Below are 26,452 nucleotides of genomic sequence, written 5' to 3'. Positions count from 1 at the left end.
ATCAGACTATGTGAGCATCAATAAAATTGCAAGCATAAATTTAATACATCATAATGAGCAATATTAAATCAAGCACAGTGTGAATTGAATTTAAGCTACTTGTAAATTATACTCTCATATGATGGAACCAACTCATGAGCTCATAATGTCCCAAAATAGCCGAATTATTGATGCGCTCACCTTATGCCTCTACCAAAAGTCCAATAAGGATGTTAAATTAAATAAATCAATAGCTTATTCTGGATTGACCGACTTATATGAACACTATGCTTTGGAAAATAGAACAGATCAATTTTTTGAAGCATTTGAACAATTATGCAGCATACCTGATGATTATCTACTTGGAGATAATCCAATTCTGGATAATTTTATCATTCAATTGGAAAAAGTTTTTCATCCCCAAAAGCCAGAAAAAAAAGTAACTCGCCCTACCCCTTGGTGGCAAACTGAGCGAGAAGCCTTGCTTGCAATCGCAGAAACACAATCACCCTGTTATGTCTATCACTCTGCAACACAAATGGCTCAGGCAAAACAATTACTAAGCCTAGAATCAATCGACACTTTATTTTATGCAATTAAAGCCAACTCCCATCCTTCCATTTTAAAAACATTGGAAAAAGAAGGTATTGGTTTTGAATGTGTTTCGCTTCAGGAATTAAAACGAATATCAGACTTATTTCCAAATATAGACAAAAAAAGAATTTTATTTACCCCCAATTTTGCACCCAAAACAGAATATGAATTTGCAATGAATTTAGGTTGTTATGTGACAATAGATAATGTGTATCCTTTAACACACTGGACTGAGCTGTTTCAAAACCGCGACATTATCGTGCGTATTGACCCAGGTGCAGGTGCCGGTCATCACAAACACGTCGTGACAGGGGGAAATGAATCAAAGTTTGGCATTGACCAACAAAATATAGAACAACTTAAAACTTTAACCCAGGAAAATAATATCCGTGTCATCGGTTTACACTCGCATTCAGGAAGTGGGATTCTTACCCCTGAACTTTGGGAACAAACTGCTTTAATACTCACGTCGCTCATTAAGCAATTCCCTAATACACAATTCATTAACTTAGGCGGCGGCTTAGGTATTGTTGAAAAGCCAGGACAAAAACCCTTGGATCTCAAGAAACTCGATGCCCGATTATTGGCAGTAAAATCACATTACCCTCATTTAAAATTCTGGATGGAGCCTGGTCGCTTTTTTGTTGCCGAAAGCGGTGTCATCCTGGCAAAAGTCACACAATGTAAAGAAAAAGGCGAAGTAAAATTTATAGGAATTGAGACGGGGATGAATTCATTAATTAGGCCCTCTTTATATGGTGCTTATCACGAAATTGTCAATTTAAGTCGGTTGTACTCAGAAAAATCTGGTTTCTCACATGTGGTAGGTCCAATTTGTGAATCAGGCGATACTCTGGGATATGATCGTTTACTGCCTACTACAGATGAAGGAGATATCATTTTAATTGCTAATACTGGTGCCTACGGACACTGTATGAGCTCTCATTACAATTTACGTTCCCCCGCACATGAAATTATTTTGGAAGCATCGCATTAATGAGTTGCTACCCAGATTCATATTTATTTTTTTTGGGAAATATTCTGCATGAATAAATTATGCTAGCATGAGAGATTCTTTACTCTTTGTTATATCAAGATGCAGGACGCACTAAAAAAATTTTTTCAAAAATACCCGCAGGCTGAAGCTCCTTTTATGTATGAACAACTCGCCGAATGGAGTGCTGCACGTCCCCTGACTGGATTACGCGTGATCCATCATGTTCCTGTAGTAACAAATACTTTATTAAAAATAGCATGCTTACTTGAAGCAGGTGCTGAAGTTACCGTCACAAATCCTACAGACTTTTGTTATGCTCACCCGCACGCAGTATCCTCCTTGAATGAAGCAAAAATTCGTTATGTAGAAGATCCACACTCACTTGTCGGTGAAACATTTGATCTTTATTTTGATTGTGGCGCTCAGCTGTATCAATTTTTGGGAAAACCAAAAATTGGCGCAATTGAACTAACGGGTTCTGGGGATCAATTTTATCGACAACAAACGCTTAACTTTCCTGTAATTAGTGTGGATCGCACATTGACCAAACAACTCGAAACAGTTTTTGGATGTGCTGAAAGCAGTCATATGGCTCTGGCTCAATTGACAGGAATCAATCCAACAGAAACATCATGGATTATATTTGGTTTTGGAAAGATTGGACGCGGACTCGCCTATTTTTGCAACCAAAATAAAGTTCCTGTTATTGTTGTCGATCCTAATGAAAAACAACGAAATTTAGCACAAAATTTGGGTATCAAAGCGATCGATCCTCAGGATTTCAGCGCACTGGAGCGTGCATTAATCGAAGCGAACGTGGTTGTTACCGCAACCGGAAAAAAAGCAATTATGAATGATTACCCTCACTCCTGGTTTAGTGGAAAAATTCTGGCGAATTTAGGGGTCTATGATGAATTCGGCCCTCATTTTAGTGATGAAGAAGTCTTAAATCATAAAATGCCAGTTAATTTTGTACTCGATGATCCCACACCAATGAAATACATCGATCCTGAATTTTATATCCATAACCTTGTCGCATTAACGTTTCTGAAAGAAAACCTGACGCCTGGGGTGCACGGAATATCCTCAACGTTAGATCAAAGTATTATTCAACGTTGGTGTGCCTATCATTCATTTCCATTAGATAAAATTAATGACTGGTTGTATTTGTAGCCTTCTTTGTAGCCTGGGTGCAGCGCAGCGGAACCCGGGGTTGGGGAGAGTATAAACGTCTTGATCCCGGGTTCCGCTGCGCTGCACCCAGGCTACAATCTACAATGAGTGCTCTCATTTTTTAAAATAAATTTACACTTTCTCCATGATGCTATATATTTCGCCTTTTTGTCGAAACAGAATTAATGAATTTATTAGCCTCAATCCATTCATGCAAATCCTCAAGAACCACCATATGGTTAGTCGGCGTATTTTTTCTATTATTCCAATTTTTTTTGCAATTATCTTCCGGAATTGTTATTGGCGCCATAATGCATGAGAAACAACTCACTGCATTCACTGCCGGCCTATTAAGTAGTGCCTTTTATTATGTCTACACCACAATGCAAATTCCTGTAGGGCTTCTTTTTGATCGATTTAATACACGCACCTTAATGTCCTTAAACGCATTCGTGTGTGCTTTGGGTTGCCTATTATTTTCTATAGGAAATAACTTATTTGTGTTATTTCTTGGTCGACTGATTATCGGCGGCGGTTCCGCTTTTGCGTTTGTGGGTATGACACGAATACTGCGCCAACATTACCCTCTAAAACACTATGCTTTTATGATCGGACTCACCGAAACCTTAGGATTTACTGTTACTGTAGTGAGCATGATTGGAATGGGATCCCAGATAAGTCGTATTAGCTGGCATTATTTTCTTGCAGGATCCGGAGCCGTTGGTCTTTTAATTGCTGTTTTATGTGCCGCTTTTATTCCCAGTAACAAACCTGTAATCAATGATTATCAGCAGTATAAAAAGCATTTGGTGCATATGTTAAAGAATAAATTGGTATGGTTTAATGGGTTATTTGTCGGATTAGAGTTTTCGGTTATTACTGTTTTTGCTGCAATGTGGGCTGTACCTTTTCTCCAGTTAAAATTGGAGTGCTCTCTAGAATGTGCCAGTATTCTTACATCAATGATCTTGTTGGGGGCTGGGTTAAGTTGTCCCATTTATGGTTGGCTCTCCATAAAACTGCCTCGACGCAAGCCGCTAATCCATATTTCATGTTTATCAACTGCCATTTTATTCATCCTTGTTCTTTACTTACCAATACAAAACATGCTGCTTGTTGGAATTATGTTGTTTGCAATTGGACTGTGTTGTGGCGCATATATGCTTGCCTTTACTATCGCAAATGAACTGGCGCCGCCCGAATCACTCTCTGCCTGTACGGGTTTCACCAATACCTTAGCTATGGCCACTGCCCCACTATTACAGCCGCTTGTAGGTTATTTACTTGACTGCGCCAAAGGCAATACAAATAGCTATACCTTAGGAAATTATCAACTTACACTTTTAATCATTCCAGCTGCATTAGTAATCGCCAGCGTTTTATCCCAATTTCTCCCGGAAAAAGAGATGTAGGTACGTCCAATAGTTATCTTTTCTCTTTTTTACTTTTCTTTCCCGCCGTACTTATACTTTGATTAATAAAACCTTAATAATTTACCTATAAAATATACATTTATTGATCAGTATGCAATTATTTTATATGGCAAATGACAAAATAATCCATAAAAAACCTTCCAAAAAAGAAATAACCCACTTTGTCGTATTAGGCGACAGCCTTTCCGACGGTGACAACATGGGTGAGAAGTTTTCATTTCTAGGCCCATGGATCAACAGATTATGGCAAAAAACATTAGGATTGGATAAGTCTCCTAAAGATCGCTTCACCAATGGTTATACCTGGGCAGATGTGCTTAGAGCTACTCTGATCAGCAAATTTCTTAATGATGATAAAATAAGAAAAGATTCTACGCGTCGTTTTGGAAGATATAACCTGAATAATGCGGATATAGGAGATGATGTTCTTTATCAACCACCTCAAAAAAAAGATAGATATACTGAGGATGAAATTAGCTCAGAAATAAGAGAGGTAAAACGTAAAAGGCGAATAGAAGCTAGAGAAGAAGGACATTTATTTACAACAGAGGATCCAATAAATCACAGACACATAGTAGATAATACGGATATAGCCGATGTTGTAATTGCGCATCGACATAAAACGAATGTTCAACGTGATACTATTCAGAGAAAAAGAGGACTTTTAAAAGCTCCTACTCTGCGACAATCCTCTGATGATATATCCGATCAGGTAATAACAGAACCCCCTACTCTACGGGAATCTTCTGATGATATATCTGACCAAGTAATAACAGATCCTCGTTATAGAAAAGATATTGAGGAATATTATTCGCTCGATAATGGCCGTACTGCTCAATACAACGGACAAAATTTCTTTGCAAATTACGCCCAAGGTGGTGCAACATCCCACGATTACAGTTGGAGTGGTCTTTTTCTTTCCATTCTTTCTCCGTTTACTTCGATAAAGCTTTTTTTCACTCGCTTAATGGTATCCAACTTGACCAAGCAAGTGAATCAATTCTTAGAGGACGTTGAGAAACAAGAAATTTCCGACGAAAAAGAAAAGACCCTGATTACCGTATTTTCTGGAGCCAATGATTTAATTACAGTTAATGCAGGACCAACAAAAGAAGCTGCTGATCTTGCTATAAAAAGTAATCTTGAGAATATTGAGAAATTAATTAAACAAGGCTATAAAAATATTGTTCTATGTAATTTGCCTGATTTGTCATTAACCCCACGGTTTAAGGGTACCTCTAAAGAGAATCAAGCTCACGAAATAGCAGAATATTATAATAAGCAATTAAAAACCAAGCTCCAAGACCTAAAGGATGACTTATCAAAAGAGCACTCTGATTTTTCCATTGATCTTTTTGATATCAATACTGTCTTTAGTGGGATTTATACTGATGTTGAAAAGAATGGTAAGCAATCAAAATACAATAAGTTCTTTGATGCCACAAAACTAAAAGAAGCTTATAAAGACTCACCAGATTATAAAATAAATCCTGATGGAACATCTCCAGGCATGAAGCATATGTTTTGGGATGATGTTCATCCAACTGCTACCATGCATGCCTTGCTGATGTCTGAATTTTACAAAAGTAAAGAAGCCCTGGGTCAATATAAGCTATCAGCGCCAAAAGAGCAAAGCACAAAACATTTGTGTGATATATTTCAACAAAAATATCATGAAAAATTGGAAGGCACTTGGTTTAAATTTTTGAGTCGGAATAAAGAACTTCCTATTGATTATAGTGTGCCAGAAAAAGCACTTATTACCCTATTGTGTTATGCACTCGATAAACATAACAAGCAGGCAGACCTGGTACGTGAGGCGATGACCGATTTAGGTTGGTGGGTCAATGATGAGCCTAATATGTGTATTCCTGCTCTCGCCGATGCTATGTGGGTTTTTAACCCTAAATTAGCTCGGCAGTTAGAAGAAAAATTAGACCCTCATCTGGAACAGCCTAATTCGCATAAAAGAATGATGGGGACATTAAATGTAGGAGGAGAACCTCGTAAAAAAGCAGATCCTTCAGAGCTTGCTTTGCCTCCTGAAGTAACGAAAAAATTAAATGTAATGAACGGCGCTGAAGCTTCAAGCCGCAAGAGCAAGGATCAAGAAATAGTATCTCAACCAGAAGTAGGTACTGTTGGCAATCAAGAACAAACGATAGTGCTTTCTTAGGATATTGCCTGAGTATGAAATGAACATCTCGCCATTCTCGTAGCCTGGGTGCAGCGTAGCATAACCCGGGATTAAGAAATATAAAACCTGGGTTACGCTACGCTACACCCAGGCTACGAATCCATAGGTTTCCATAAAATCAAGCGTTTAACTTGATATTATTTACAGCTAATTCAGTATTTTTCAAAAATGATTGCTGAGTAACATAACAAAACCCTCCACGACTGTCTTTAGCGAATCCCGCAACTGTATGTGAGGACGGATCGTTGACTTTCAGAGTATTAATCAATGTTAAATGCAATTTAGGCAAGCCGATACTCAGCATGCACTGATCATCTTTTAAAGGCTTTAATGAAACAAATTGAGACATTTTGACTTTATTACCCAAAGGATCACGCCAACCTGCAACAGCCGCGCTGGTTGCATCCTTTTCTTTAAGATTTGCAGAGAAAAATCCATTATCATCATTTAAACGACAAAAAGTTGTGCTAATCTCATGCGCGTCTTTCTGATCATTGTTTAATACCAACTTGCCGAACCAGGCTTTATTCCCTGTAACAAATTGCTCTTTATCATCGATACGTAAATGTCCATTAAGCTGGCTTGTCTGTAATACTGCAAATTTTACTCCTGGACGCAAAACCAAAGTTTCATTGTCCTTGTTTGCCTGTTTCAACATGTCCACCTTGAAATTAAATCCTTTTTTGTCCGCTGCTTTAACACCAAAAATCCAGCTGTCATTAATCGGATTGAAACGAATAAAAGAATAACCGACATGCCAATCCAGTGGTGTTGATTGTTCTATTTTTTCTTTACCTTCGTAAAAAAATACCAATTGCTTTGTTTGTCCATCAATTAAAGCGGCTTTAGTTTGGAAATCGGAGCCTTGACGTTGCATTTCAAAAAAATAGCCGTATTTATCCCCGCTCTCATTTTTCACCATACCGGAAAAAGTCCAACTTCCTATGGTTGGTTCGATGGATTGTACCGGTTGTGGCATGGGCTCTACTTCAGATGCAAACAATCCTGTACTTGTGTGGAATATTATTAAAAATAAAAAACAGCGAATCCAAGCAAACATAATCAGCAATAACCTTTTAACTGTTGATGTAACCACAATGCGTCCCAAAATGCATCATCCAATACAGCGTCTACAGGTAAATAATGCATGCTATCCGAACTAAATGATCGGCATTTCACTGCATCTTTTTCCGTCATAATAATTGGTGATTTGGAATAATTCAAATCATCTGGCTTAAACTGATAATGATCAGGATAAGAACAGCTGTCGAATTCTATCCCTAATTGCAACAAAGTGGAATAAAAACGTTGAGGATTACCAATTGCGGCAATCGCTTCCCATTTTCCAGGCAATGCATGCGTATCAATTTCCTCATCCGTACTTAATTTTTTAATTTTTCCAGGTTTTAATTTCATAGGATATGCATTGTTCCACTTACCTTCATTGACCACAATAAAATCAACCTGTTCCAGGCGCATAGCAGACTCTCTTAGTGGCCCTGCCGGTAAACACAAACCATTCCCTAATCCTCGGGTCCCATCAACAACAGCAATTTCAATAGCTCGGCCCATACGGTAATGCTGTAATCCATCATCGCTAATAATGATTTGGCTTTGATGCTTTTCTAAAAGATAGCGTACAGCCTGGGTTCGCTTGGGTGCAATCACTACGGGGCATTTGGTTTTTTGTGCTAATAGTAAGGGTTCATCTCCAACTTTCAGAGCAGAATCATTGGCTCGAACTTCATAGGGAAATTGCTTTATTGCTGCACCATAACCACGACTTACAATGCCAACCCTTAATCCTTTTTGTTGTATTCTCTTGGCCAATTCAATAACCAAAGGGGTTTTACCCACTCCCCCAACTGTTATATTACCCACAACAATGAGAGGAACCGGGCAACTTATTTGACTAAAACGTTGCAGAAAATAGCGTCTGGCAGAAACAATCGCGGAATAGCCCCAAGACAACGGACGCAATATCCATTGTAGTGGGTGATGAGGACCATACCATAGTTTCTCTAGGAAAGAAGGCATCAGACTATTGCATCCTCATGAATTGTATCTGAGTGTTGTATGCCCTGAAGCTGTGCGTAATATCCTTGTAAGTCAAGTAATTCTTGGTGGGTGCCTTGTTCCACAATGCATCCGTGTTGCATTACAATAATTTTATCTGCATGTTTAATCGTCGATAAACGGTGCGCAATGACGATAGTCGTTCGATTTTTCATTACTTCTTCTAAAGCAATTTGTATGTATCGCTCTGACTCACTATCCAACGCAGATGTGGCCTCATCAAGAATTAAAATGGGCGCATTCTTCAAAATGGCACGCGCAATCGCTATCCTTTGCCGCTGCCCCCCAGAAAGCAACACACCATTCTCACCAACACGTGTATCATATCCTTCGGGTAAACGACTAATGAACTCATCGGCAAAAGCCATTTTAGCGGCGTGTATGATTTGTTGTCGGCTTACATCAGAGCGGCCATATGCAATATTATTAGCCAACGTATCATTAAAAAGCGTCACATTTTGGCTTACCAACGCCATTTGCTCACGTAAACTGGCCAAACTTATTTGGTTGATGGGGATATTATCGAGAGTAATCATACCTTGAGTTACTTCATAAAAACGGGGTAATAAACTGGCTATGGTCGTTTTACCGCTCCCAGAATGTCCTACCAATGCCACTGTTTTACCCGATTCAATCGTAAAACTTACATCATGCAATACTATATCCCCTTGTCTATAAGCATAAGATACGTGCTTAAACTCAAGAGTACCCTGTGCTCTTTGAGACAAAACGATTCCTTGCTCTTGCTCTATAGGCAAATCCAACATATTGAATACACTTTCTGCGCCGGCCAAGCCTTTTTGTATTACGGCATTTAGGGTAGTTAGGGTTTTCATCGGTTTAATTAACTGTATCATTGCCGCGATAATTGCTAAAAAAGACCCTGCAGAAATAATCACTACCGTAGACAATTTAATGGCTGCCGCAATGATTGCAGCAATCCCTATACCGATAACAATTTGCACCCCAGAGACATTGAGTGCTTTACTTGCTGCGACTTTCATGTCGTTCTGACGTGAATACTCTATGGCTTTAGTAAATTTTTCAGATTCATAAGCAGCACCGCCAAAAATGCGCACTACTTTATAACTCTCAATTGCTTCACTCGCAATCTCAGTCACCTCGACCATTGTTTTTTGTACTTTATGACTGATTCGTCGCACACGTTTATTGGTGTAGTTCACAATAAGACCAACAAAGGGAATGGTTAACAGAAACATAAGGGATAATTGCCAGCAAATCACCATCATGACCGTGAGAAAGCCTATAATTAAACACGTATTTTGAACAATATCTGTCAGGGCCTCTGCACTAACCTGAGCTACTTGTTCTACATCATAAAGAATTTTAGAAAGCATTTGTCCTGACGTTGCTTCATCGTAAAAATCAGCAGGCAAATGAAGAATATGGTTAAAAACTTTTTCCCTTAATATTTTAACCACAGATCGGGCAACCCAAGTCATGCAATAACTACCCAGGGAACTGACCAGCCCTCTCAAAGTAATCCCGATTAGAATGATATAAGGAATTTTTTTAATAAAATCCATATCAACATTAATAAAACTTTTATCAAAAAAAGGGCGCATCATGTAGGTAAAACCTGCGTCAATCAGGGAATACAAAATATTGGCAAAAATACCTAACGCCAGTATGGGCCAAAACGGTTTCACATAAGCTAACAACCGTTTGTATAAAATGCTGGTTTTAACAGTAAGTTTCTTTTTCATGACTCAAGCAGTTCAAGCAAAATGGGTTATTGTAACTGTTATTACATGGAAGTGCTAATATTCCTTATAACACATAGATCGCCTAGATCAGCGCAGCGTAACCCGGGGTGGGTGATGTGAACGAATATTCGAGTCCAGGTTCGCTGCCGCTGCGCCCAGGCTACATATTGGCAATAAACATCATTCCAAGGTCATTTTGATTCGTGTATAAGCGCAATGAAACCCTACTTTTTGCACGTTACAATCGGAAACGCTTCCAGGTTCTGTTGTAACCGTTGCCCAAGACAATCCATGCTGTTTTGCGGTATTCAATCGAGCCATTAATAATTTTTTTTGCAACCCTTTCCCTCGGTAAGCCGGTAAAGCACTGGTAACCCCTAAATCACAAAAATCGCCGTGCATGGCAAGTGTTGCTCCAGCAACAATGACCTCTTTATCATAAACAGCATAGGCACTGACCCCCTTAGATTGTACATAACGAAAAAATTGATCTTCAGCCTCAGGAGCATCAAAGCCTAGAGCTACTCTTTTGGCCCACTCCTTCGTTTCGCTCGATTTTATTTCTCTAATCGTTAAAGGATCAACGCAATCACGCGGCTGATATGTTTTTAAATCCAGGACTGAGACATTATTTAATTCACTAATGCAATAACCACGCTGACTTAAAAATGCGGTGAGCTCATTTCCTACAAAAGGACATAATTCAATATCTACTCGTTTATGATTTAATGCCCTATAAAATTGTTCTATGCATTCAATTTCAGACTGAAAATGCTTAAACTTTGTATTAAATCCCCACCCTACTACTTGTGACAAGTATGAATCAAATCCTGAAAAACAGGCAGCGCCTCCATTAATTTCCAATATCGTTCCTTGAGGATACTGCTCGGTTACTTCGATATGAGTTTGCTTGATGCAAGACTCCATTTGTGCTGCCAGATCTTTAGTAATACATTTCATCTTAAATAGTTCCCATCGAATCCAGAGAGATCCTCACAAAACTTAACCAGAAAGAATGTCATTTGCTGCCTGTCATCCCTGCGTAGGCAGGGATCCATCCATCAAAATAGTTCACAGCTCAAATTAAGCGAGTAGGTTGGGTCGTTGACCCAACAAACACAACTCACAATCACCTATTGCACTCTCATTCACACGTCCAATTCATCGAGGCCTCGGCGAGCGTCTTAAGTTGTTGGGTCAAAATGACCCAACCTACTTGCCTTTTCCTTTTACCGGACAGTAGTGTGCCTATGCAGGGATGACAGTTTTTTAGCATAACCATAACTGTAACCGTAGAATGCATCGTCCTGGATACCGCGCATAAAGCACATTAGGCAGAAGAGATGAGGTGCAGAACTCCTTTCTCTACTGTTTTTATTTTAATCCTTTTGCTAACTCATATACCAAATCAGGCCCCTTGTAAATCAACCCCGTATACACTTGGATTAATGAAGCACCTGCATCCAACTTCGCCTGTGCACTGCTGCAATTGTCAATGCCTCCGACTCCGATTAAAGTTACGTCGTTACCTACATACTGTTTTAGCAGACGCAAACACTGAGTAGAGAGCTCCCACACAGGTTTTCCGCTTAGCCCTCCGGTTTCTTCAGCAGAAGGTAAATGAGACACTCCGTTGCGAGAACAAGTTGTATTCGTTGCAATAATTCCTTCAATACCATAATTCAAAATCACTTCAGTCATTTGCTTTAATGTTTCCGGATCTTCATCTGGTGATATTTTAACCACCAAGGGAACACGGCGCTGGAATTTATCGGATAATTTAATTTGTTCAGCATGAATTTGCGACAATAAATTGGCAAAATACTCTTCCTGCTGTAATTGGCGAAGATCCGGAGTATTCGGTGAAGAAATATTGATGGTTACATATGAAGCATATTCATACACTTTTCTCAAACAATGAATGTAATCATTTGCGGCATGCTCTAACAAAGTATCTTTATTTTTACCGATATTAATGCCCAGGATTCCTTTATAACGTGCTTTTTTTACATGCTCTATCAAAGCATCCACACCCTGGTTATTAAACCCCATGCGATTAATAATCGCTTCAGCCGCCGGTAATCGAAATAATCGTGGTTTGGGATTACCTATTTGTGGTCTTGGTGTAACTGTTCCTAATTCGATAAAGGAAAAACCCAATTTGGCCAATGCATCCAAATGTTCTCCGTTTTTATCCAAACCTGCTGCCAAACCAACAACATGAGGAAATTGCAATCCTAAGGCTGTAGTAGGTTTAGGCTTAGCCTTTTTAAAACAAAACTTAGGTACATAATGTAAAGCAGATAAACTAAAAGTATGCGCACTTTCAGGATCCATAGTAAAAAGTAAAGGACGTAACATTGAATACATAAAAAACCTTGTAGCCTGGGTGAAGCGAAACCAGGGGGTTCAGAGTTAACACAAAACCTGAGTTTCGCTTCGCTACACCCAGGCTACATTAATTAAATATCACATTTCTGCGCCCAAACACGCAGCATTGCATTTTCAGACTGATGCAAATGATAATCTACTTCTCTAATTTCTACACCATATCCTTCTTTTTGTAATTCAAGCAATACGGGACCTAAAAACTCAGAGGTCTTACCTTCCATGTCATTTAAGGGAAAAATTCTTACTTCTTTGGCTACTCTTGCTAATTCACGAATTACATTTACATGAAATTTGACTGTTTGATCTTCCAAATCAGCAAACAAGTAATTTGCACTTAATGCAAAATCAAAAGAGAAATCTGGATAAGGTAAATGGTAATCTGCTGCACCATAATATCGTCCTTCAGCCTTACCCTGCTCATAATCGGCAAAGAATTTTTTCATGCCATTACGACGGTTCTCCAGCAATTGCTCTAAACCTCCAGTGCGACTGAAATCAAATTGATCTTGTTCTCGGCGTACTTCATCTGCCATTTGTGCAAAAATCATAACCGCCTTAGAGGATAATGTATCTTTATCCAAAACAAACAAAGGATCACAACTTACGGCTTGATGCGCTTCCTGAAACTGTTGGGCGTTTACTGCACTGGGACCACATCCATATTCTAAAATCTTGGAATTCATATCCTCTTGAGACAAATCAAACATCTCACGATACTCATCAACACTATGTCCCCAGAGTACTAATTTACGCATGAATGACTCTCCTAAATAGATAACCTGAAACGCTGAAATTTTGACTCGAACTACCCGTTGGTAGTTTTCCTTGGCTTAAGATTAGGCGATTTTTTAAATCAGGTAAAGGAGCATTTTTAAAAACATTCATGCAGTTTTGAACAAAATGCTCTCATTAGGACATACTGCAGATATAGATCTATCTAAATTTTGATGAAACCTCAGCGTAAGAAATGAAACAATAAAGCGATAAATAATTTTAATCTTGACAGTTTCCTCTTGCATTGAGAATAATGGCAATAATCAATAAGATAAATACCTTTAAATATCTTAGAGATGGGATAATAGGAACGTTTTACAAGGTAGTAAAATGAAAATTCTAGTTACTGGTGGTGCGGGCTTTATTGGTTCCGCAATCGTTCGATATCTTATTGAGAGTACTACGGATACAGTGATCAATGTTGATAAACTGACCTATGCTGGAAATTTAGATTCGCTTCATCACATCATCAACAATCCACGTCATATTTTTCAACAAGTAGACATTCGCTCCCACGATCAAATAAATCATCTCTTTTCTACATTTCAGCCAGATGCAATCATGCATTTAGCAGCAGAAAGTCATGTCGATCGCTCCATTGATGGGCCAGCTGAGTTCATACAAACAAATATTATTGGGACTTATAACTTACTTGAAGCCGCGCGTGTTTATTGTCAATCATTGCCGACAATACAACGTCAATCATTTCGTTTTCATCATATCTCTACAGATGAAGTTTTTGGCGATCTTGAAAATAAAAATGAATTCTTTACTGAGACAACTCCTTATGCACCCAGCTCTCCATACTCAGCAAGTAAGGCAAGTTCCGATCATTTAGTTAGGGCATGGCATCGAACTTATGGATTACCAACAATAATAACGAATTGCTCTAATAATTATGGTCCTTATCAATATCCTGAAAAATTAATTCCGGTTATAATTCTCAATGCACTTGCTGGAAAAAACTTACCCGTGTATGGCAATGGAACTCAAATTCGGGATTGGCTGTATGTCAATGATCACGTGCATGCTCTTTACATGGTTTTAAAAAATGGAGTAATAGGTTCTACCTATAATATTGGCGGAAATAATGAGAAACAAAATATTGAAGTAGTTCATACAGTATGCGATCTATTAGAAGAATTAGTCCCCCAAAAACCACCACATATTTCTTTTTACAAAGATTTAATTACGTATGTTAAAGACCGAGCAGGTCATGATCTGCGTTATGCCATTGATGCAACAAAAATTCATCGGGAATTAGGATGGAAGCCCAGAGAAACTTTTGAAACAGGAATGCGGAAAACGGTGGAATGGTATCTAAATAATCAAAATTGGTGCCAAAATACGCTAAACAAAGTTCTACAAAAAAAACAATTAAGAGTTACTGAAAAGGAATTACCCATATGAAAGGAATTGTGCTCGCAGGAGGCTCTGGTACACGTCTTTACCCTATAACTCAGGGTATCTCAAAACAATTACTTCCAATTTATGATAAGCCTATGATTTATTATCCCTTATCCGTTCTAATGTTAGCGGGTATTCGTGAAATTCTTGTGATTACCACTCCAGAAGATCGCCCAGCATATCAACGAATCTTAGGAAATGGGGAACAATTTGGCATAAAAATACAGTATGCATTGCAACCCAGTCCAGATGGCTTAGTCCAAGGCTTTATTATTGGTGAAGAGTTTATAGGTCAAGATAATGTGTGTTTGGTATTAGGTGACAATATATTTTATGGGCTTGGATTTACAAAAAAACTGCAAGAAATTGCTGCACGTCAAAAAGGGGCCACTATTTTTGCTTATCCAGTAAAAGACCCCGAACACTTTGGCGTTGTCTCTTTTGACGATCAAATGAAGGCTATATCAATTGAAGAAAAGCCAACCAATCCTAAATCAAATTTTGCAATAACCGGACTTTATTTTTATGATAATCAAGTGATAAACATTGCCAAACAAATACGTCCATCCTATCGAGGTGAATTGGAAATATCGTGTATTAATCAGTTCTATCTTGAATGCGGGGATCTTCATGTAGAACTGCTTGGACGTGGATTCGCCTGGCTAGATACTGGTACCCCTGAAAGTCTTTTAGCCGCAAGTTCTTTTGTACAAACTATTGAACATCGCCAAGGATTGAAAATCGCTTGCTTAGAAGAAATCGCTTATAAAAACAATTGGATAAGCGCAGAAATGCTTAAAGAAACTGGTCTTAAACTAAGTAAAAATGGTTATGGGACTTATTTACTTCAGTTAATTGAGCAAAAATGACAAAAGACGAATTTGGTATCGAGCAGTTGATGTACTGATAGGCAGATGTAGAATTTTGCCAAGTGAGTCGTTATGAGATATTTTGCTCCATGAAACGCTCCACTACTCCCGGTAAATAATCCTTCCAACTCCGGCACTGAATATTTAATATTTGTTCGATTTTTGTTGTATTTAAAACTGAATTTTTTGGCCTTTTTGCTTTAGTCACATACTCTTCCGATTTTATGGGCCTTAAATGAGAGAGCGTCAAACTCATTCCCTTTTTCTTAGCCAGGTCAATGAAAAAACATGAGAACTCATACCAGTTAGTTACACCCGCCCCAGCATAATGGTAAACGCCCCAATCATTAAAAGGTGGCGTACTTATTTTCGCTACAATCGCCAGTAATACTCTGGCAATATCTTGCGCTGCAGTTGGCCTACCCCATTGATCAGCAACGACACTTAGCTCCTCTCTCGATGAAGCCAATTTTAAAATTGTTTTTACAAAATTAGCCCCATAAACCCCGAACACCCAACTCACTCGTAAAATAATATACTCGTTGAGTAGTGATGTGATAGCTTGCTCGCCTGCTAATTTGGATTGAGCATAAACACCTTGAGGATGAGTACTATCTGTTTCGCTGTAAGCACCTTTCTTAGTACCATCAAAAACATAATCTGTAGACAAATGAATTAAGGCTATTTTCTTCTGCGCACAATATAGGGCTAACTGCCGCACAAACTCTTCATTAATCCTATGAGCCAACATCACTTCATCTTCAGCTTTATCTACAGCCGTATAGGCAGATGCATTAATAATCAGTTCCGGTTGAATCAAAGAAAGAGTTGAGATCACTTCACTGACATGAACGCAGTCCAATTCTTTTCTCGTCAAAGGGACAATTTGATGTTCAGTTGACATAAACAGCTGAATAATTTCTGAACCAACTTGACCATTAGCCCCTATAATTAATATTTTCATAGAAATCTCGGCAGAAATTGGCGATCAATTAAGTTCAAAGGGCTTGCTTGAATATCTTTTGCTGAGAGCTGCACATCATCAGATAGAGGCCAATCGATAGCCAATTCTGGATCTTGATAATGAATCGACAATTCACTTTCTGGATGATAAAAATCCGTGCATTTATAAAAAAAATCAGCGGTAGTGCTTAAAACATAAAACCCGTGGGCAAAGCCTTTGGGAATCCAAAGCTGACGCTTATTCTCTCCAGAAAGAATGACACCTACCCACAATCCAAAAGTGGGTGAGCCTAACCTGATATCAACAGCCACATCAAAGACTTCTCCAGCCAAAACAGAAACCAATTTTCCCTGGGCATGTTGATATTGGTAATGTAAGCCTCGCAAAACCCCTTTACACGACCTCGATAAATTATCCTGAACAAAAGTATCGTGTATGCCAAGTAATGCCGCGTATCGAGTAGCTTGAAATGATTCGTAAAAAAAACCACGCTCATCACCATAAACACGAGGTTCTATAATTTTCACTTCGGATATTTTTGTATCTAATATATTCATTAACTATCACTATATGCCTATTATTGAACAATTTACGCCTATCGATTTATCTTATGTTGAAGAAAAAAAGACTTATGACGATTTTTGGGGGAACCCATCACTTCTTACATTAAATTGGGCCATCAACTTTCCTGTTCGTTCCCAAAGTTTGATGATGTCTTCTTGATACCATCCAGGAAAAATCTCTTCGTTATTTTTTGCAAATTGATACAAGGTATCAAGCAGATAACATAGAACACCAGGGGTCATTTCTAACCCAGAATGTTGCATTGAGATACGTCGGAGTTCTTCGATGCGTTTGAATAAACCCATAGAGGTTTTAGTAGCCGCATATTCTCGACTTGCGGACAAAACCTCATCGATAGGATATGGGGTGCCTAATGCTGAAAGACGCATCCACAGATCAGAATCCATTCCATACTCTAATTCCACATTAAGATATCCTATTTGTTCTAAACAATGGCGATTCATAAATGTTGAAGGTTGCAAAATATAATTCAAACCCATAACTAATGCTTGACGGTCAAACGTTAGACTGTTTTTGGGAAAGAAATGAGCCAATACTTCCCCTGTTTTTGAAACTCGAAATCCATCTCCGAAAAAAAAGGGAGCGTGTGGATTGATTTGATACGCATTGATCACTTTTTCAAACGCACCAGGGAGATAATAATCATCAGAATTAAGCCAGGCAACCAACTCTCCAGATGCTTTCATGAATCCTTTATTTATTGCATCGCTTTGCCCTTTATCTGGCTCACTGACCCAATACGTAAGATAGGGCTCAAACTCATGAATAATTGATAATGAATCATCATCGGATCCACCATCAATAATAATATATTCTAAGTTTGGATAATTTTGAGAAAGTACCGACTCGATACACTGTCGAAGAAAAGGGCCTTGGTTAAATGAAGGGGTCACAATAGAAATTTTTGGCGAATTATTTTTTTGCTTCATTTTTAATTCCCTTAAAAAATTGTACTTTTGTGAAAAGGTTATTACTTGTGTTGATAACCTTAAGAGCAATTTTTATTAGCGGTAAGGAGAGCAAGTTCTGTGCGTCGGCTAGCTGAGCTGTCAATAATTGAATTTTAGCATCAGCATTTGTGACTTCTTGACGCGCTTCAGTGAGCAATGTGGTCAATGAATGAACTTGAGCATCCGCATTTTTTTTATACTCTTGAAGAACTTCAACTTCTTGACGCACATCAGTAAGCCATGTGGTCAATGAGTGGACTTGATCATCCGCATTTTTTTTATACTCTTGAAGAACTTCAACTTCTTGACGCGCATCGGTAAGCCATTTGGTCAATGAGTGAATTTGGGTATCCGCATTTTTTTTATACTCTTGAAGAACCTCTACTTCTTGACAGGCATCAGTAAGCCATGTGGTCAATGAGTGAATTTGAGCATCAGCATTTGTTTTATACTCTTGAAGAACCGCTGCTTCTTGACGGGCATCAGCGAGCCATGTGGTCAATGAGTGAATTTGGTTCTCGGCATTTGATTTATATTCTTTTAATTCAATTGTTTCTATAAGCTCAGCTTTTAATTGATTTTTTTCATTCATCATATTACGGCAAAAGGATTGAGTTTCACTCATTAAAAACCCATCGAAGTAATTGGGTGGTGTTTTGAAATTATGTGACAAATTATCGTGTTCTTTAGCAATATAAAAACGATTCAATCCATCAAAATATACATAGTCATAATCAGCATTGAGTAAAAGAGTTTCCCATTCTATAAAATCTTCTATTTGGGTATTAGGAAGTGTTGACTCCACTAAAACTATCCATGGACGGATTTTTGTAAGGTCTAATCCCTCTAATACCTTTTTTTCGGCCCCTTCAACATCAATTTTAAGAAAATGAATTTGTTTTATTCGATGTTCACAAATAATTTCAGTAAGCATCATTACTGGAACTTTTCTTTCTATCTTAGTGTATCCATGTTCAATTTCATGTTTTTCAGCGATTGTTTTGTTGGTGGTAGAAAGACCTGTATTAGGCAACTCATAAAAAAATATCTCACCTTGTTTTTCACCAGCGGCAACCTGAAGATTAATATCTCGATGTCTTTCCTTTTTTAGCTTTTGAAACCATTGCGAAACAGGCTCTATATTAATTCCTGTCCACCCATTTTCATAAAATGCTCTGGTAACAGAATCATGAGTGGGATCGTTAGCTCCAACATCAACATAAAATCCATTTTTAATATGCTTTAGGGCTCGCCAAAGCATCACATCTTCAAAATTCTGAGCATAGGAAACAAAATTCATTGGTAGATACTCACGTTAATAAATACTCCATATTGTTAAGTACTGGATGTCTCAGTTGGCTGAGATAACAAAAATTTTTCATCGTATTTCGAAAAAGCAAACCCAAACTTTCCTGGTAAATCAGCAATTCCATGGTGAGTTAATTGTGGGCCAGTACGAGCCCCAGTGCGCATCCTTACACTTAGAATGCCAGCATCGGGTAAATGACAGATTCGCATAATCTGCCCAAATAATTCATCATGGTTCAGGAAGGACTTCTCTTTATAGGTTTTAGAATCAATACTAGCGAATCCTAATTCAAAGCTGTATTCACCAGGCTGTAATTTTAAGGTTACTGCTTGCTGACAGCGAATAAGAGTACCCGCTTTGAAATGTTCCGAAGAAATATCTACATCGTATTCTAAAGAACCCTTACCATGTACAATAATGCCTTTATCATTTCGAATGACAATACCCCCTAGAGGGATAGCAATCGACTGTAATAAAAGAAATTCATAATAAAAAACTGCTACGTCGCCTTGAGAAAATCGGGTACATGGATTACCCGAATTGTCGCATAGCGCATAACGTGTGCATTTAGCCATGTGATTGGAAACTTGCTTTAGTTTTGACGCATTTACAAATATAGAATTATCATCCCAAATATCTGTTTTTTTCGTATTAATCTTTTGTGTATGCTGTTTTGAAACGAGTTGATTTGTCGTAGATTGTTGTGTTTCTTGCCCGCTAGGTTGATGCAATAAATAATAGTGTTTTGTCGCTTCGACAGCACTACCAAGAAAAAATGGTTTACCATTTTCCAACAAAATTGCTCGCTCACAATGTTGTTCTATTTCATTCATAGAATGAGATACCAATAAAATAACGGTACCCGACTCTTTTAATTTTTCTAAATGTGCATAACATTTCTGACGGAAAAATATATCTCCAACAGCGAGTGCTTCATCAATAATAACGATATCAGCATCAACATGTGCTTGTACTGCAAATGCAAGCCTTACAAACATTCCACTGGAATATGTTTTTACAGGTTGATTAATGAAGTCGCCAATATCAGCAAATTCGACAATCTGCTCGTATCGCTGCTGAATTTCTGTTTGGTTGAGTCCTAATATATACCCATTAAGGAAGATATTCTCCTTTCCTGTGAATTCAGGATTAAAGCCACTACCTAATTCCAAGAGTGCCGCGAGCCGCCCCTTAGCAATAACGTTTCCACTTGTAGGGGTTAAAATACCTGCAATGATTTGCAATAATGTACTTTTGCCGCTGCCGTTGCGACCAATGATCCCGAAGGTTTCCCCTTTATGCACTTGAACCGATACATTTTGTAATGCCCAAAACTCACGGAAGTAAATAGGCTTTTTATTTTTTACAATTCCTAAAGACGCGCCTGTTTGGTATAGGCGTGGCATTACAGCTTGCTTCAATCTATCTTGAGGGGTTGAGTAAGACTCATAACGCTTGCTAACGTTAGCAACATCAATAACAATTTCAGAAGTCACGGGTATATGCTCAACATGTATGATTTCTTGTTATTTGAGGATCGTGACAATTACCTTTCATGGTTACAAAGTAATAAATCATTTAAAGAACATCCGCAAATCCTTTTTCCACTTTTTAAAACCCAATATGCCTAGGGTTCAACCACTTTTTAAGATAATATAAAGTTCATTAAGAATCAATAAAATCAAGAAGTAATCACAATAAGACTCATCGAAAGATTGACTTCTTAAATTCAATAAGAGACCCTATTGCGGCTTTACAAATAAACTGGCAAAAAAATAAAACAACAGTTGTATCCATTCACCACTTTTTGAATGCTTTAGAGGAAAAGTCAGAATTGAGTGGAGGTTGAACGTGGTGAATAGTTACCAAAAGTTTTAAATGGGATGCTGAACATAGTTTAAGTGGGGTCTTTATGCGACGTGCTTTGATCACAGGAATTAATGGCCAAGATGGTTTTTTTCTCAAAGAGTTGTTATTAAAAAAAGGGTATCAAGTATTTGGCTTTGCTCGTAAAACATCTCATGCAAATTCTCCAGAGGTGCCAGAGCCATTAAGCAACGTACAGATGATCTATGGGGATATTGTCAATGAAGCGGATATTTCTGTTGCGATTGATATTTCAAGACCCGATGAGATCTACCATCTCGCATCACAATCACGCCCTGGCCAATCTTGGACACAAGTACATCAAACTTTGAATGCGAATGGCATGGGAACGATTCATCTCTTGGAAGCTTTGCGTCGGTTTTGCCCCCAAGCACGATGTTACCATGCCTCATCTTCAGATATGTTCGGACACACTAAAATATCCCCTCAAAATGAAGAAACACCTTTTAATCCAAGCAATCCTTACGCTGCCTCCAAAGTATTTAGCCATCAGATGATGCGTATCTATCGCGAAAGTTATGGATTATTTATTGTTAATGGTATTTTGTTCAATCACGAAAGCGAACGTCGCCCACTGCATTTTCTGACACAAAAGATTGCATATGGTGCTGCCTGCGCTAAGCTCGGGATTAATAACTCACCTGATGTAAACGAAAAAGGTTTTACACTGGTATCACAAGGTAAATTAGCGTTAGGTAATTTAAGCATTGCACGTGATTGGGGGTATGCACCAGATTTTGTGTACGCAATGTGGCTCATGCTGCAGCAAGATAAACCCGAAGATTTTGTGATTGGCACTGGAACTTTACACACATTGGCAGAGTTATGTGCTATCGCATATCAACATGTGGGCAAAGAGTGGCAAGCACATGTCATCAGTGATCCTGCCCTGATTCGACCTTTGGAAACATTACAAACCGTTGCTGATGCATCCAAAGCACGACGGGTTTTAAATTGGCAACCAACGGTAAATGTTCAAGACATGATTCAAAAAATGGTAGATGTACAAGTCACGAGGCTTTTGGGAGTCCTTGCTCAATAAAATTTTAGAGAAAAGACAATATTTTTAGGGATAAATGAAAATATGGATTTTTTGAAGCTACTTTTGTCTTTGTTATTCGGGACACATTTATTTTTTTTTAGTGGCTATGCTGTTAGGTGGTTGTTTCTAGTATTTTATCCACAAAAATTAAATAATCGTACTACTCCAGATGCGTTAGAATATGTAACCGGTTATGCTTTGACCGCATTGTTGTGTTTCCTTTCTTTAATTACCTTGGGGACATTAGTTTATGGAGGATTAATAGCCTCTATCTGCTCATGTGTTGCCTTATACTATCTTTATAAAAAGCAACAGTTAAGCATTAGAAAACCTTTTCGCTTTACCCCAGCGCTCATTATAAAAATTACTTATCTAAGTATCATTTTTATTATTTATTTACCCTGCCTTTTTGGAAAAAGTACAGTATTTCACTTACCACCTATTGTTGATTTACCGAAGGGAATCGCTGCAGTTATAGCTGCTGCTCATGCAGAACAATGGCCCGTCCCTAATCCTTATTTCCCAGATCTAAGTTTTGCATACAATTTATTATTTTATTTCCCTTTAGGGCTAATCGTTCGCTGTATTGCGAAAGCCAATTATGTCATACCAATTTATAGTTGTGCTGTTTTATGGGCTTCATGGCAAGCACTGGGTATGCTTGAAATCACTATGGATCGGTTCAAATTTAGCAAGTATCAAAAAATAGTTGGATTACTATTTGCAACTTTTTTAAGCAGTCTATTACCCTTGATATTTTCTACAGATGAGCCAATGGGAGCTTTACTTAAGGTAAACAAAATGGCTGATTTTTGGATGGAAGAACCCCTAACCTATTCAGTTTATCTACCGCAATACCTTTTTGTCAGTTGTTGTATCATAGGTTCTTGGGTAGTATACAACATGCCCTCCTCCCTATTGCGAGTTGTACTATACCCTTTACTGTTGAGTTCCGCTGCATTATCAGGGTTTATTCTAACCCCAATTATCTTTATCACTTTTCTTCTATACTGGATATGGGATTATCGGAAATCTTATAGCACGCCTAAATATCAAATAATAGCGCTTATTTTATTTCTAGGCAGTACCAGTTATTTTATATGGCAAGCTAAAAAATGGTCAGGCCATTCAGTGTTACTGGGGCTCTGGCCCCTTCATGGATTGCACTACTTTATTTTAAGTGAGTTTATTTTATTTTTAGGGGTACTGCTATTTTTTATTTCGCTCAGAGGAAAAAGATGGACCCAGTTAGGTATTAGTTATGCCATTCCTTTTGCTGCAGCAGTATTAGTACTGATTATTTCGGAAGATGAAGATTTTGCCATTAAATCGGCCTTCCTTATCCACACTTTGTCGATTGTTGTCTCAATAATAGGATATACATGGATATGGAGTAAACTTGGAAACCGTAATTCACTGAAGTGGTTATTAGTAACTCCTCTTGCTTATTTCTGTTCTTTAAGCTCAGTTCTAATTGGTTTTTACATGGTACATAGCTACATACCCTACTCTAAAAACGAAAGAATAGTACTAAAAAAAATGCAAAAGCTGCCTTTTAATTCAATAATCTTGTTTAAAGACTCTGATATGCAGCGAGCTGCGTTGAGTGGACATCTTGTTTATATGGATTTTAAACCATACCGAAAAGATGCATACCTACCTGAAAATGAACGAATAAAAGCAAATATTTTTTTTAATAAAGAAAATATAGAACTTAAAAATAAAAAAATAAATGCTATCTTTTCAAATAATGAACTCATTGTAATGCCTCCTACATCCAGTTCTATAAAGCCGATAACCTTATCTCAATTGACAAAATGGCAACCATGGCAAAGTCCATTTATAAAATCAGGATTAAAAGTTAGTTTTGATACTTCAACTTTGGGTATAAAAAGTACGAAACATTTGGTGGATGCGGCATTAATTATTCCTGTAACACTACCTGTAGGAGTTTACCAAATATCCGCGGAAGTAACAGGTCAAGTTGTAGCAGGAAGCGGGCATATTTCCCTTCATGGTTTAAAAAAATTAATTAATATTCCTGTTGGAAGTTATACCAAGCCAACAAAATTCTCCACTATTGTTCAAATCAATGATAAAACTAAAAATAAATATTTTTTATCCTTTGGTTTGGGAGGTTGGGCACAAGGTCGTGGTCATATTCAATTAAATGACATATTAATTCGTAAACTATCCTAATAGGTAACAAATGAGTCAGTTCGCTTCTATTTTATTACTTGTTTTTTTTCTTAAGCTCTTATCTGTGGGTTTGACTACGCGGCTGTTTTTAAATAGATATTCTGATCTTCTCGGTAGTATTCTTGGTGCGTGGTCAATCACCGAGTGCATTTATATTTTGTTGATGTTGATTTTATCCAGTTTTACTATGTTAACTACTTTCTACATGTGGATAGGATTAATATTTTTTAATTTTATTCTTTTGATTTTTTGTATGAGAATAAAAGAGAGTCCACAATTAAAACTAAGCAATTACAAATTATTAATGAGCACTAATGGTTTAATCGCTATCGTTGGTGCAGTTACAATTTTTCTGATTCTTACTTATCGAAGTTTATATTATTATGATAATACTTGGGACGCCATTACCTATGGACTAACGCGTATTGAATTTTACGCACATTATCACACTTTATTTGTTAGCCAACCTACACAGGCGATAAATATTTTTAGTAACGAATGGAACGGTGAATTAAACTCTTTATTTTATTTGTTATGCGTTGGTAATGAGCAAGCGAGTTCTTTCGGCAATGTTGAAATTTGGTTGCTTAGTTTTTTGGGATATAGTTGGTTAAGTGGCCTATTTGGTATTCCTGCACGCTTTAGATTTTTCTCAGGTTTATTGTTAACTTCAACTCCAGTTATTTTAGGTTTAACTGCTACAATTAAAGGCGATCTATTGGCAGTCACTTGTTTTGCAATCGGCCTAGGATTTACTTTTCGTGCTTTAGCTAAAGAAGATTCACAAAACAATTCGTTAAATTTACTCTTTGCCTATGCTTCATTTGGACTAGCTATGGGGGCAAAAATAATAGTTTTACCTTTTGTAGGCCTAACCCTAAGTTTACTCTTTTTCATAGTTATTTTTTTGCCTAATAAAAAAAGTAACTGGCTAATATTTCTAGGTGGCATTTTTCTGTTTGGCATTGCAAACAGTAGGTATTTCTTAAATTATTTTGTTTTTGGGGATTTTTTTAAGCATCTTGAATCACCAGCTCCCTCATTTAACAATATTATTGGTAATTTAAATGGAATAATTAAATCAGGAAGCAGTATTTCCTTTCTTTTTTCGCCTCCGAAAAAATATTATGTATTGAAATATGGTCTTGGATTTTTAGCAGTTCCAATAGCGCTTTGGTTTATTTATAGTCTATGGTTAAAAAGCACTCGTATTGAGACCCCAAAAAAATTGCACTTGCAAAACTATCGATATTGGATTGTTATTTTTTTCATGGGAATAGGCTTTAGTTATTTATTAATTAACCTACCGTGGCGTCCGTGGTCGTTTCGTTATTTTGCTCCATATCTGTTGGTGCTTGTGACTTTTATAATAGCATGGCCATTTCGTTTTAAAACGTCGAATTATCATCGCAACAGATTACTGGTAATTTGTACCGTTGTCATAATAATGGCTAATTGTATTTTTACTTTTTTACAAGCGGGTGAAATGTTTCCCGTTCCATACACTACAGCGAAAAATCAATCAGAAATGGAAAGAAAAGTAGCGCTTCATCCTGCTCTATGGACTAACTTAAACAATAATCTAAAAGAGGCGAATTTGGCTAATATGCATCATTCTAATATTTTATTATTCAATAAAATTGGTTCAGCAGTTTTACCATTTTTTGGTGAAAAACATCAAAATAATATCGAGCTAGTAGATAGTTTAAGATCATTTATAGAAAAAGCTTCTGCAAAAAAATACAGCCTCGCAGTGATAACTATTTCAACAAGACAATTTATAAAAGAGTTTGATACAGTGAAATTACCAGGATATATTCGTATCAGTAGTACTTCTTCCAGTTTTCCCCACTGGATGCTATTTGTTCCTAATGATGAAAAAAAATAGATAGACAGGCC

The 26,452-nt window shown here is 37.6% G+C and carries 19 protein-coding genes and 1 pseudogene; 9 read left to right on the top strand and 11 right to left on the bottom strand.

Annotated features, from left to right (window positions below):
- Nucleotides 1–424: 424 nt before the first annotated feature.
- From lysA to Lani_RS18135, 4 genes and pseudogenes are all read left to right on the top strand, one after another.
- Nucleotides 425–1,570 (top strand): annotated as a pseudogene (gene lysA / locus Lani_RS18150) (diaminopimelate decarboxylase); the annotation flags it as partial.
- A gap of 99 nt (nucleotides 1,571–1,669) precedes the next feature.
- Nucleotides 1,670–2,743 (top strand): NAD-binding protein, encoded by a 1,074-nt coding sequence (locus tag Lani_RS18145; protein ID WP_019233240.1) that lies wholly within the window; start codon nucleotides 1,670–1,672, stop codon nucleotides 2,741–2,743.
- A gap of 185 nt (nucleotides 2,744–2,928) precedes the next feature.
- Nucleotides 2,929–4,155, top strand: coding sequence for an MFS transporter (locus Lani_RS18140; RefSeq protein WP_019233241.1), 1,227 nt, complete (start codon nucleotides 2,929–2,931; stop codon nucleotides 4,153–4,155).
- Nucleotides 4,156–4,267: 112 nt separating this feature from the next.
- Nucleotides 4,268–6,352 (top strand): SGNH/GDSL hydrolase family protein, encoded by a 2,085-nt coding sequence (locus Lani_RS18135; RefSeq protein ID WP_019233242.1) that lies wholly within the window; start codon nucleotides 4,268–4,270, stop codon nucleotides 6,350–6,352.
- A 139-nt stretch (nucleotides 6,353–6,491) separates the two neighbouring features.
- Here Lani_RS18135 and Lani_RS18130 read toward each other — a convergent pair whose 3' ends face one another.
- From Lani_RS18130 to Lani_RS18105, 6 genes are all read right to left on the bottom strand, one after another.
- Nucleotides 6,492–7,433: a hypothetical protein gene (locus Lani_RS18130; protein ID WP_019233243.1), complete on the bottom strand. Its 942-nt coding sequence runs from the start codon at nucleotides 7,431–7,433 to the stop codon at nucleotides 6,492–6,494.
- Nucleotides 7,434–7,435: 2 nt separating this feature from the next.
- Nucleotides 7,436–8,410, bottom strand: coding sequence for a tetraacyldisaccharide 4'-kinase (gene lpxK / locus Lani_RS18125; RefSeq protein ID WP_019233244.1), 975 nt, complete (start codon nucleotides 8,408–8,410; stop codon nucleotides 7,436–7,438).
- The gene (gene msbA / locus Lani_RS18120) at nucleotides 8,410–10,176 is read right to left on the bottom strand and encodes a lipid A export permease/ATP-binding protein MsbA (protein ID WP_019233245.1); all 1,767 of its coding nucleotides are present in this window, start codon (nucleotides 10,174–10,176) and stop codon (nucleotides 8,410–8,412) included. Before msbA ends, lpxK begins: the two co-directional genes overlap by 1 nt.
- A gap of 180 nt (nucleotides 10,177–10,356) precedes the next feature.
- Nucleotides 10,357–11,136: a GNAT family N-acetyltransferase gene (locus Lani_RS18115; protein ID WP_019233246.1), complete on the bottom strand. Its 780-nt coding sequence runs from the start codon at nucleotides 11,134–11,136 to the stop codon at nucleotides 10,357–10,359.
- Between the two features lie 414 nt (nucleotides 11,137–11,550).
- Complete coding sequence (locus Lani_RS18110; protein WP_019233247.1) at nucleotides 11,551–12,546, bottom strand: quinone-dependent dihydroorotate dehydrogenase; 996 nt, start codon at nucleotides 12,544–12,546, stop codon at nucleotides 11,551–11,553.
- A 92-nt stretch (nucleotides 12,547–12,638) separates the two neighbouring features.
- Nucleotides 12,639–13,322, bottom strand: coding sequence for a hypothetical protein (locus tag Lani_RS18105; protein ID WP_058388742.1), 684 nt, complete (start codon nucleotides 13,320–13,322; stop codon nucleotides 12,639–12,641).
- A 349-nt stretch (nucleotides 13,323–13,671) separates the two neighbouring features.
- Here Lani_RS18105 and rfbB point away from each other — a divergent pair, with 349 nt between their 5' ends.
- Together rfbB and rfbA are read left to right on the top strand one after the other, a co-directional pair.
- A complete protein-coding gene (gene rfbB, locus Lani_RS18100) occupies nucleotides 13,672–14,751 on the top strand; it encodes a dTDP-glucose 4,6-dehydratase (protein WP_019233249.1) in 1,080 nt (359 codons plus the stop codon).
- On the top strand, nucleotides 14,748–15,617 hold the full coding sequence (rfbA, locus tag Lani_RS18095) for a glucose-1-phosphate thymidylyltransferase RfbA (protein WP_019233250.1): 870 nt from the start codon (nucleotides 14,748–14,750) through the stop codon (nucleotides 15,615–15,617). Before rfbB ends, rfbA begins: the two co-directional genes overlap by 4 nt.
- 70 nt (nucleotides 15,618–15,687) lie before the next feature.
- Here the strand turns inward: rfbA and rfbD are convergent, their stop codons facing one another.
- The 5 genes from rfbD to Lani_RS18070 form a co-directional block, all read right to left on the bottom strand.
- On the bottom strand, nucleotides 15,688–16,581 hold the full coding sequence (rfbD, locus tag Lani_RS18090) for a dTDP-4-dehydrorhamnose reductase (protein ID WP_019233251.1): 894 nt from the start codon (nucleotides 16,579–16,581) through the stop codon (nucleotides 15,688–15,690).
- Entirely contained in the window at nucleotides 16,578–17,138 is a 561-nt protein-coding gene (gene rfbC, locus Lani_RS18085) for a dTDP-4-dehydrorhamnose 3,5-epimerase (protein ID WP_019233252.1), read from the bottom strand. Before rfbC ends, rfbD begins: the two co-directional genes overlap by 4 nt.
- A gap of 72 nt (nucleotides 17,139–17,210) precedes the next feature.
- The gene (locus Lani_RS20995) at nucleotides 17,211–18,095 is read right to left on the bottom strand and encodes a glycosyltransferase family 2 protein (protein WP_058388741.1); all 885 of its coding nucleotides are present in this window, start codon (nucleotides 18,093–18,095) and stop codon (nucleotides 17,211–17,213) included.
- Entirely contained in the window at nucleotides 18,079–19,416 is a 1,338-nt protein-coding gene (locus tag Lani_RS18075; protein ID WP_019233258.1) for an FkbM family methyltransferase, read from the bottom strand. Before Lani_RS18075 ends, Lani_RS20995 begins: the two co-directional genes overlap by 17 nt.
- 35 nt (nucleotides 19,417–19,451) lie before the next feature.
- Entirely contained in the window at nucleotides 19,452–20,921 is a 1,470-nt protein-coding gene (locus Lani_RS18070) for an ABC transporter ATP-binding protein (protein WP_019233259.1), read from the bottom strand.
- Between the two features lie 416 nt (nucleotides 20,922–21,337).
- Between Lani_RS18070 and Lani_RS18065 the strand changes: the two genes are divergently transcribed.
- The 3 genes from Lani_RS18065 to Lani_RS18055 are packed head-to-tail and all read left to right on the top strand — an operon-like array spanning nucleotide 21,338 to nucleotide 26,441.
- Nucleotides 21,338–22,354, top strand: coding sequence for a GDP-mannose 4,6-dehydratase (locus tag Lani_RS18065; RefSeq protein WP_019233260.1), 1,017 nt, complete (start codon nucleotides 21,338–21,340; stop codon nucleotides 22,352–22,354).
- Nucleotides 22,355–22,396: 42 nt separating this feature from the next.
- Nucleotides 22,397–24,553, top strand: coding sequence for a hypothetical protein (locus Lani_RS18060; RefSeq protein WP_019233261.1), 2,157 nt, complete (start codon nucleotides 22,397–22,399; stop codon nucleotides 24,551–24,553).
- 10 nt (nucleotides 24,554–24,563) lie between these two features.
- Nucleotides 24,564–26,441, top strand: a complete 1,878-nt coding sequence (locus tag Lani_RS18055; protein WP_019233262.1) for a hypothetical protein — start codon at nucleotides 24,564–24,566, stop codon at nucleotides 26,439–26,441.
- Nucleotides 26,442–26,452: the final 11 nt, after the last annotated feature.

Origin of the sequence: Legionella anisa, assembly GCF_001467525.1 — a bacterium.
In the GTDB taxonomy this organism is placed as follows: Bacteria; Pseudomonadota; Gammaproteobacteria; order Legionellales; family Legionellaceae; genus Legionella; species Legionella anisa.
This window is presented reverse-complemented; position numbering and strand designations above follow the sequence as displayed.

Bases quoted from the DNA above. Each gene is read 5' to 3' on its own strand.
- Lani_RS20995 (WP_058388741.1), bottom strand. From the start codon at position 18,095: ATGAAGCAAAAAAATAATTCGCCAAAAATTTCTATTGTGACCCCTTCA.
- Lani_RS18055 (WP_019233262.1), top strand. From the start codon at position 24,564: ATGAGTCAGTTCGCTTCTATTTTATTACTTGTTTTTTTTCTTAAGCTC.
- Lani_RS18060 (WP_019233261.1), top strand. From the start codon at position 22,397: ATGGATTTTTTGAAGCTACTTTTGTCTTTGTTATTCGGGACACATTTA.
- Lani_RS18110 (WP_019233247.1), bottom strand. From the start codon at position 12,546: ATGTATTCAATGTTACGTCCTTTACTTTTTACTATGGATCCTGAAAGT.
- Lani_RS18135 (WP_019233242.1), top strand. From the start codon at position 4,268: ATGCAATTATTTTATATGGCAAATGACAAAATAATCCATAAAAAACCT.
- Lani_RS18065 (WP_019233260.1), top strand. From the start codon at position 21,338: ATGCGACGTGCTTTGATCACAGGAATTAATGGCCAAGATGGTTTTTTT.
- lpxK (WP_019233244.1), bottom strand. From the start codon at position 8,410: ATGCCTTCTTTCCTAGAGAAACTATGGTATGGTCCTCATCACCCACTA.
- rfbA (WP_019233250.1), top strand. From the start codon at position 14,748: ATGAAAGGAATTGTGCTCGCAGGAGGCTCTGGTACACGTCTTTACCCT.
- msbA (WP_019233245.1), bottom strand. From the start codon at position 10,176: ATGAAAAAGAAACTTACTGTTAAAACCAGCATTTTATACAAACGGTTG.
- rfbB (WP_019233249.1), top strand. From the start codon at position 13,672: ATGAAAATTCTAGTTACTGGTGGTGCGGGCTTTATTGGTTCCGCAATC.
- Lani_RS18130 (WP_019233243.1), bottom strand. From the start codon at position 7,433: ATGTTTGCTTGGATTCGCTGTTTTTTATTTTTAATAATATTCCACACA.
- Lani_RS18105 (WP_058388742.1), bottom strand. From the start codon at position 13,322: ATGCGTAAATTAGTACTCTGGGGACATAGTGTTGATGAGTATCGTGAG.
- Lani_RS18115 (WP_019233246.1), bottom strand. From the start codon at position 11,136: ATGAAATGTATTACTAAAGATCTGGCAGCACAAATGGAGTCTTGCATC.
- Lani_RS18140 (WP_019233241.1), top strand. From the start codon at position 2,929: ATGAATTTATTAGCCTCAATCCATTCATGCAAATCCTCAAGAACCACC.
- Lani_RS18075 (WP_019233258.1), bottom strand. From the start codon at position 19,416: ATGAATTTTGTTTCCTATGCTCAGAATTTTGAAGATGTGATGCTTTGG.
- rfbC (WP_019233252.1), bottom strand. From the start codon at position 17,138: ATGAATATATTAGATACAAAAATATCCGAAGTGAAAATTATAGAACCT.
- rfbD (WP_019233251.1), bottom strand. From the start codon at position 16,581: ATGAAAATATTAATTATAGGGGCTAATGGTCAAGTTGGTTCAGAAATT.
- Lani_RS18145 (WP_019233240.1), top strand. From the start codon at position 1,670: ATGCAGGACGCACTAAAAAAATTTTTTCAAAAATACCCGCAGGCTGAA.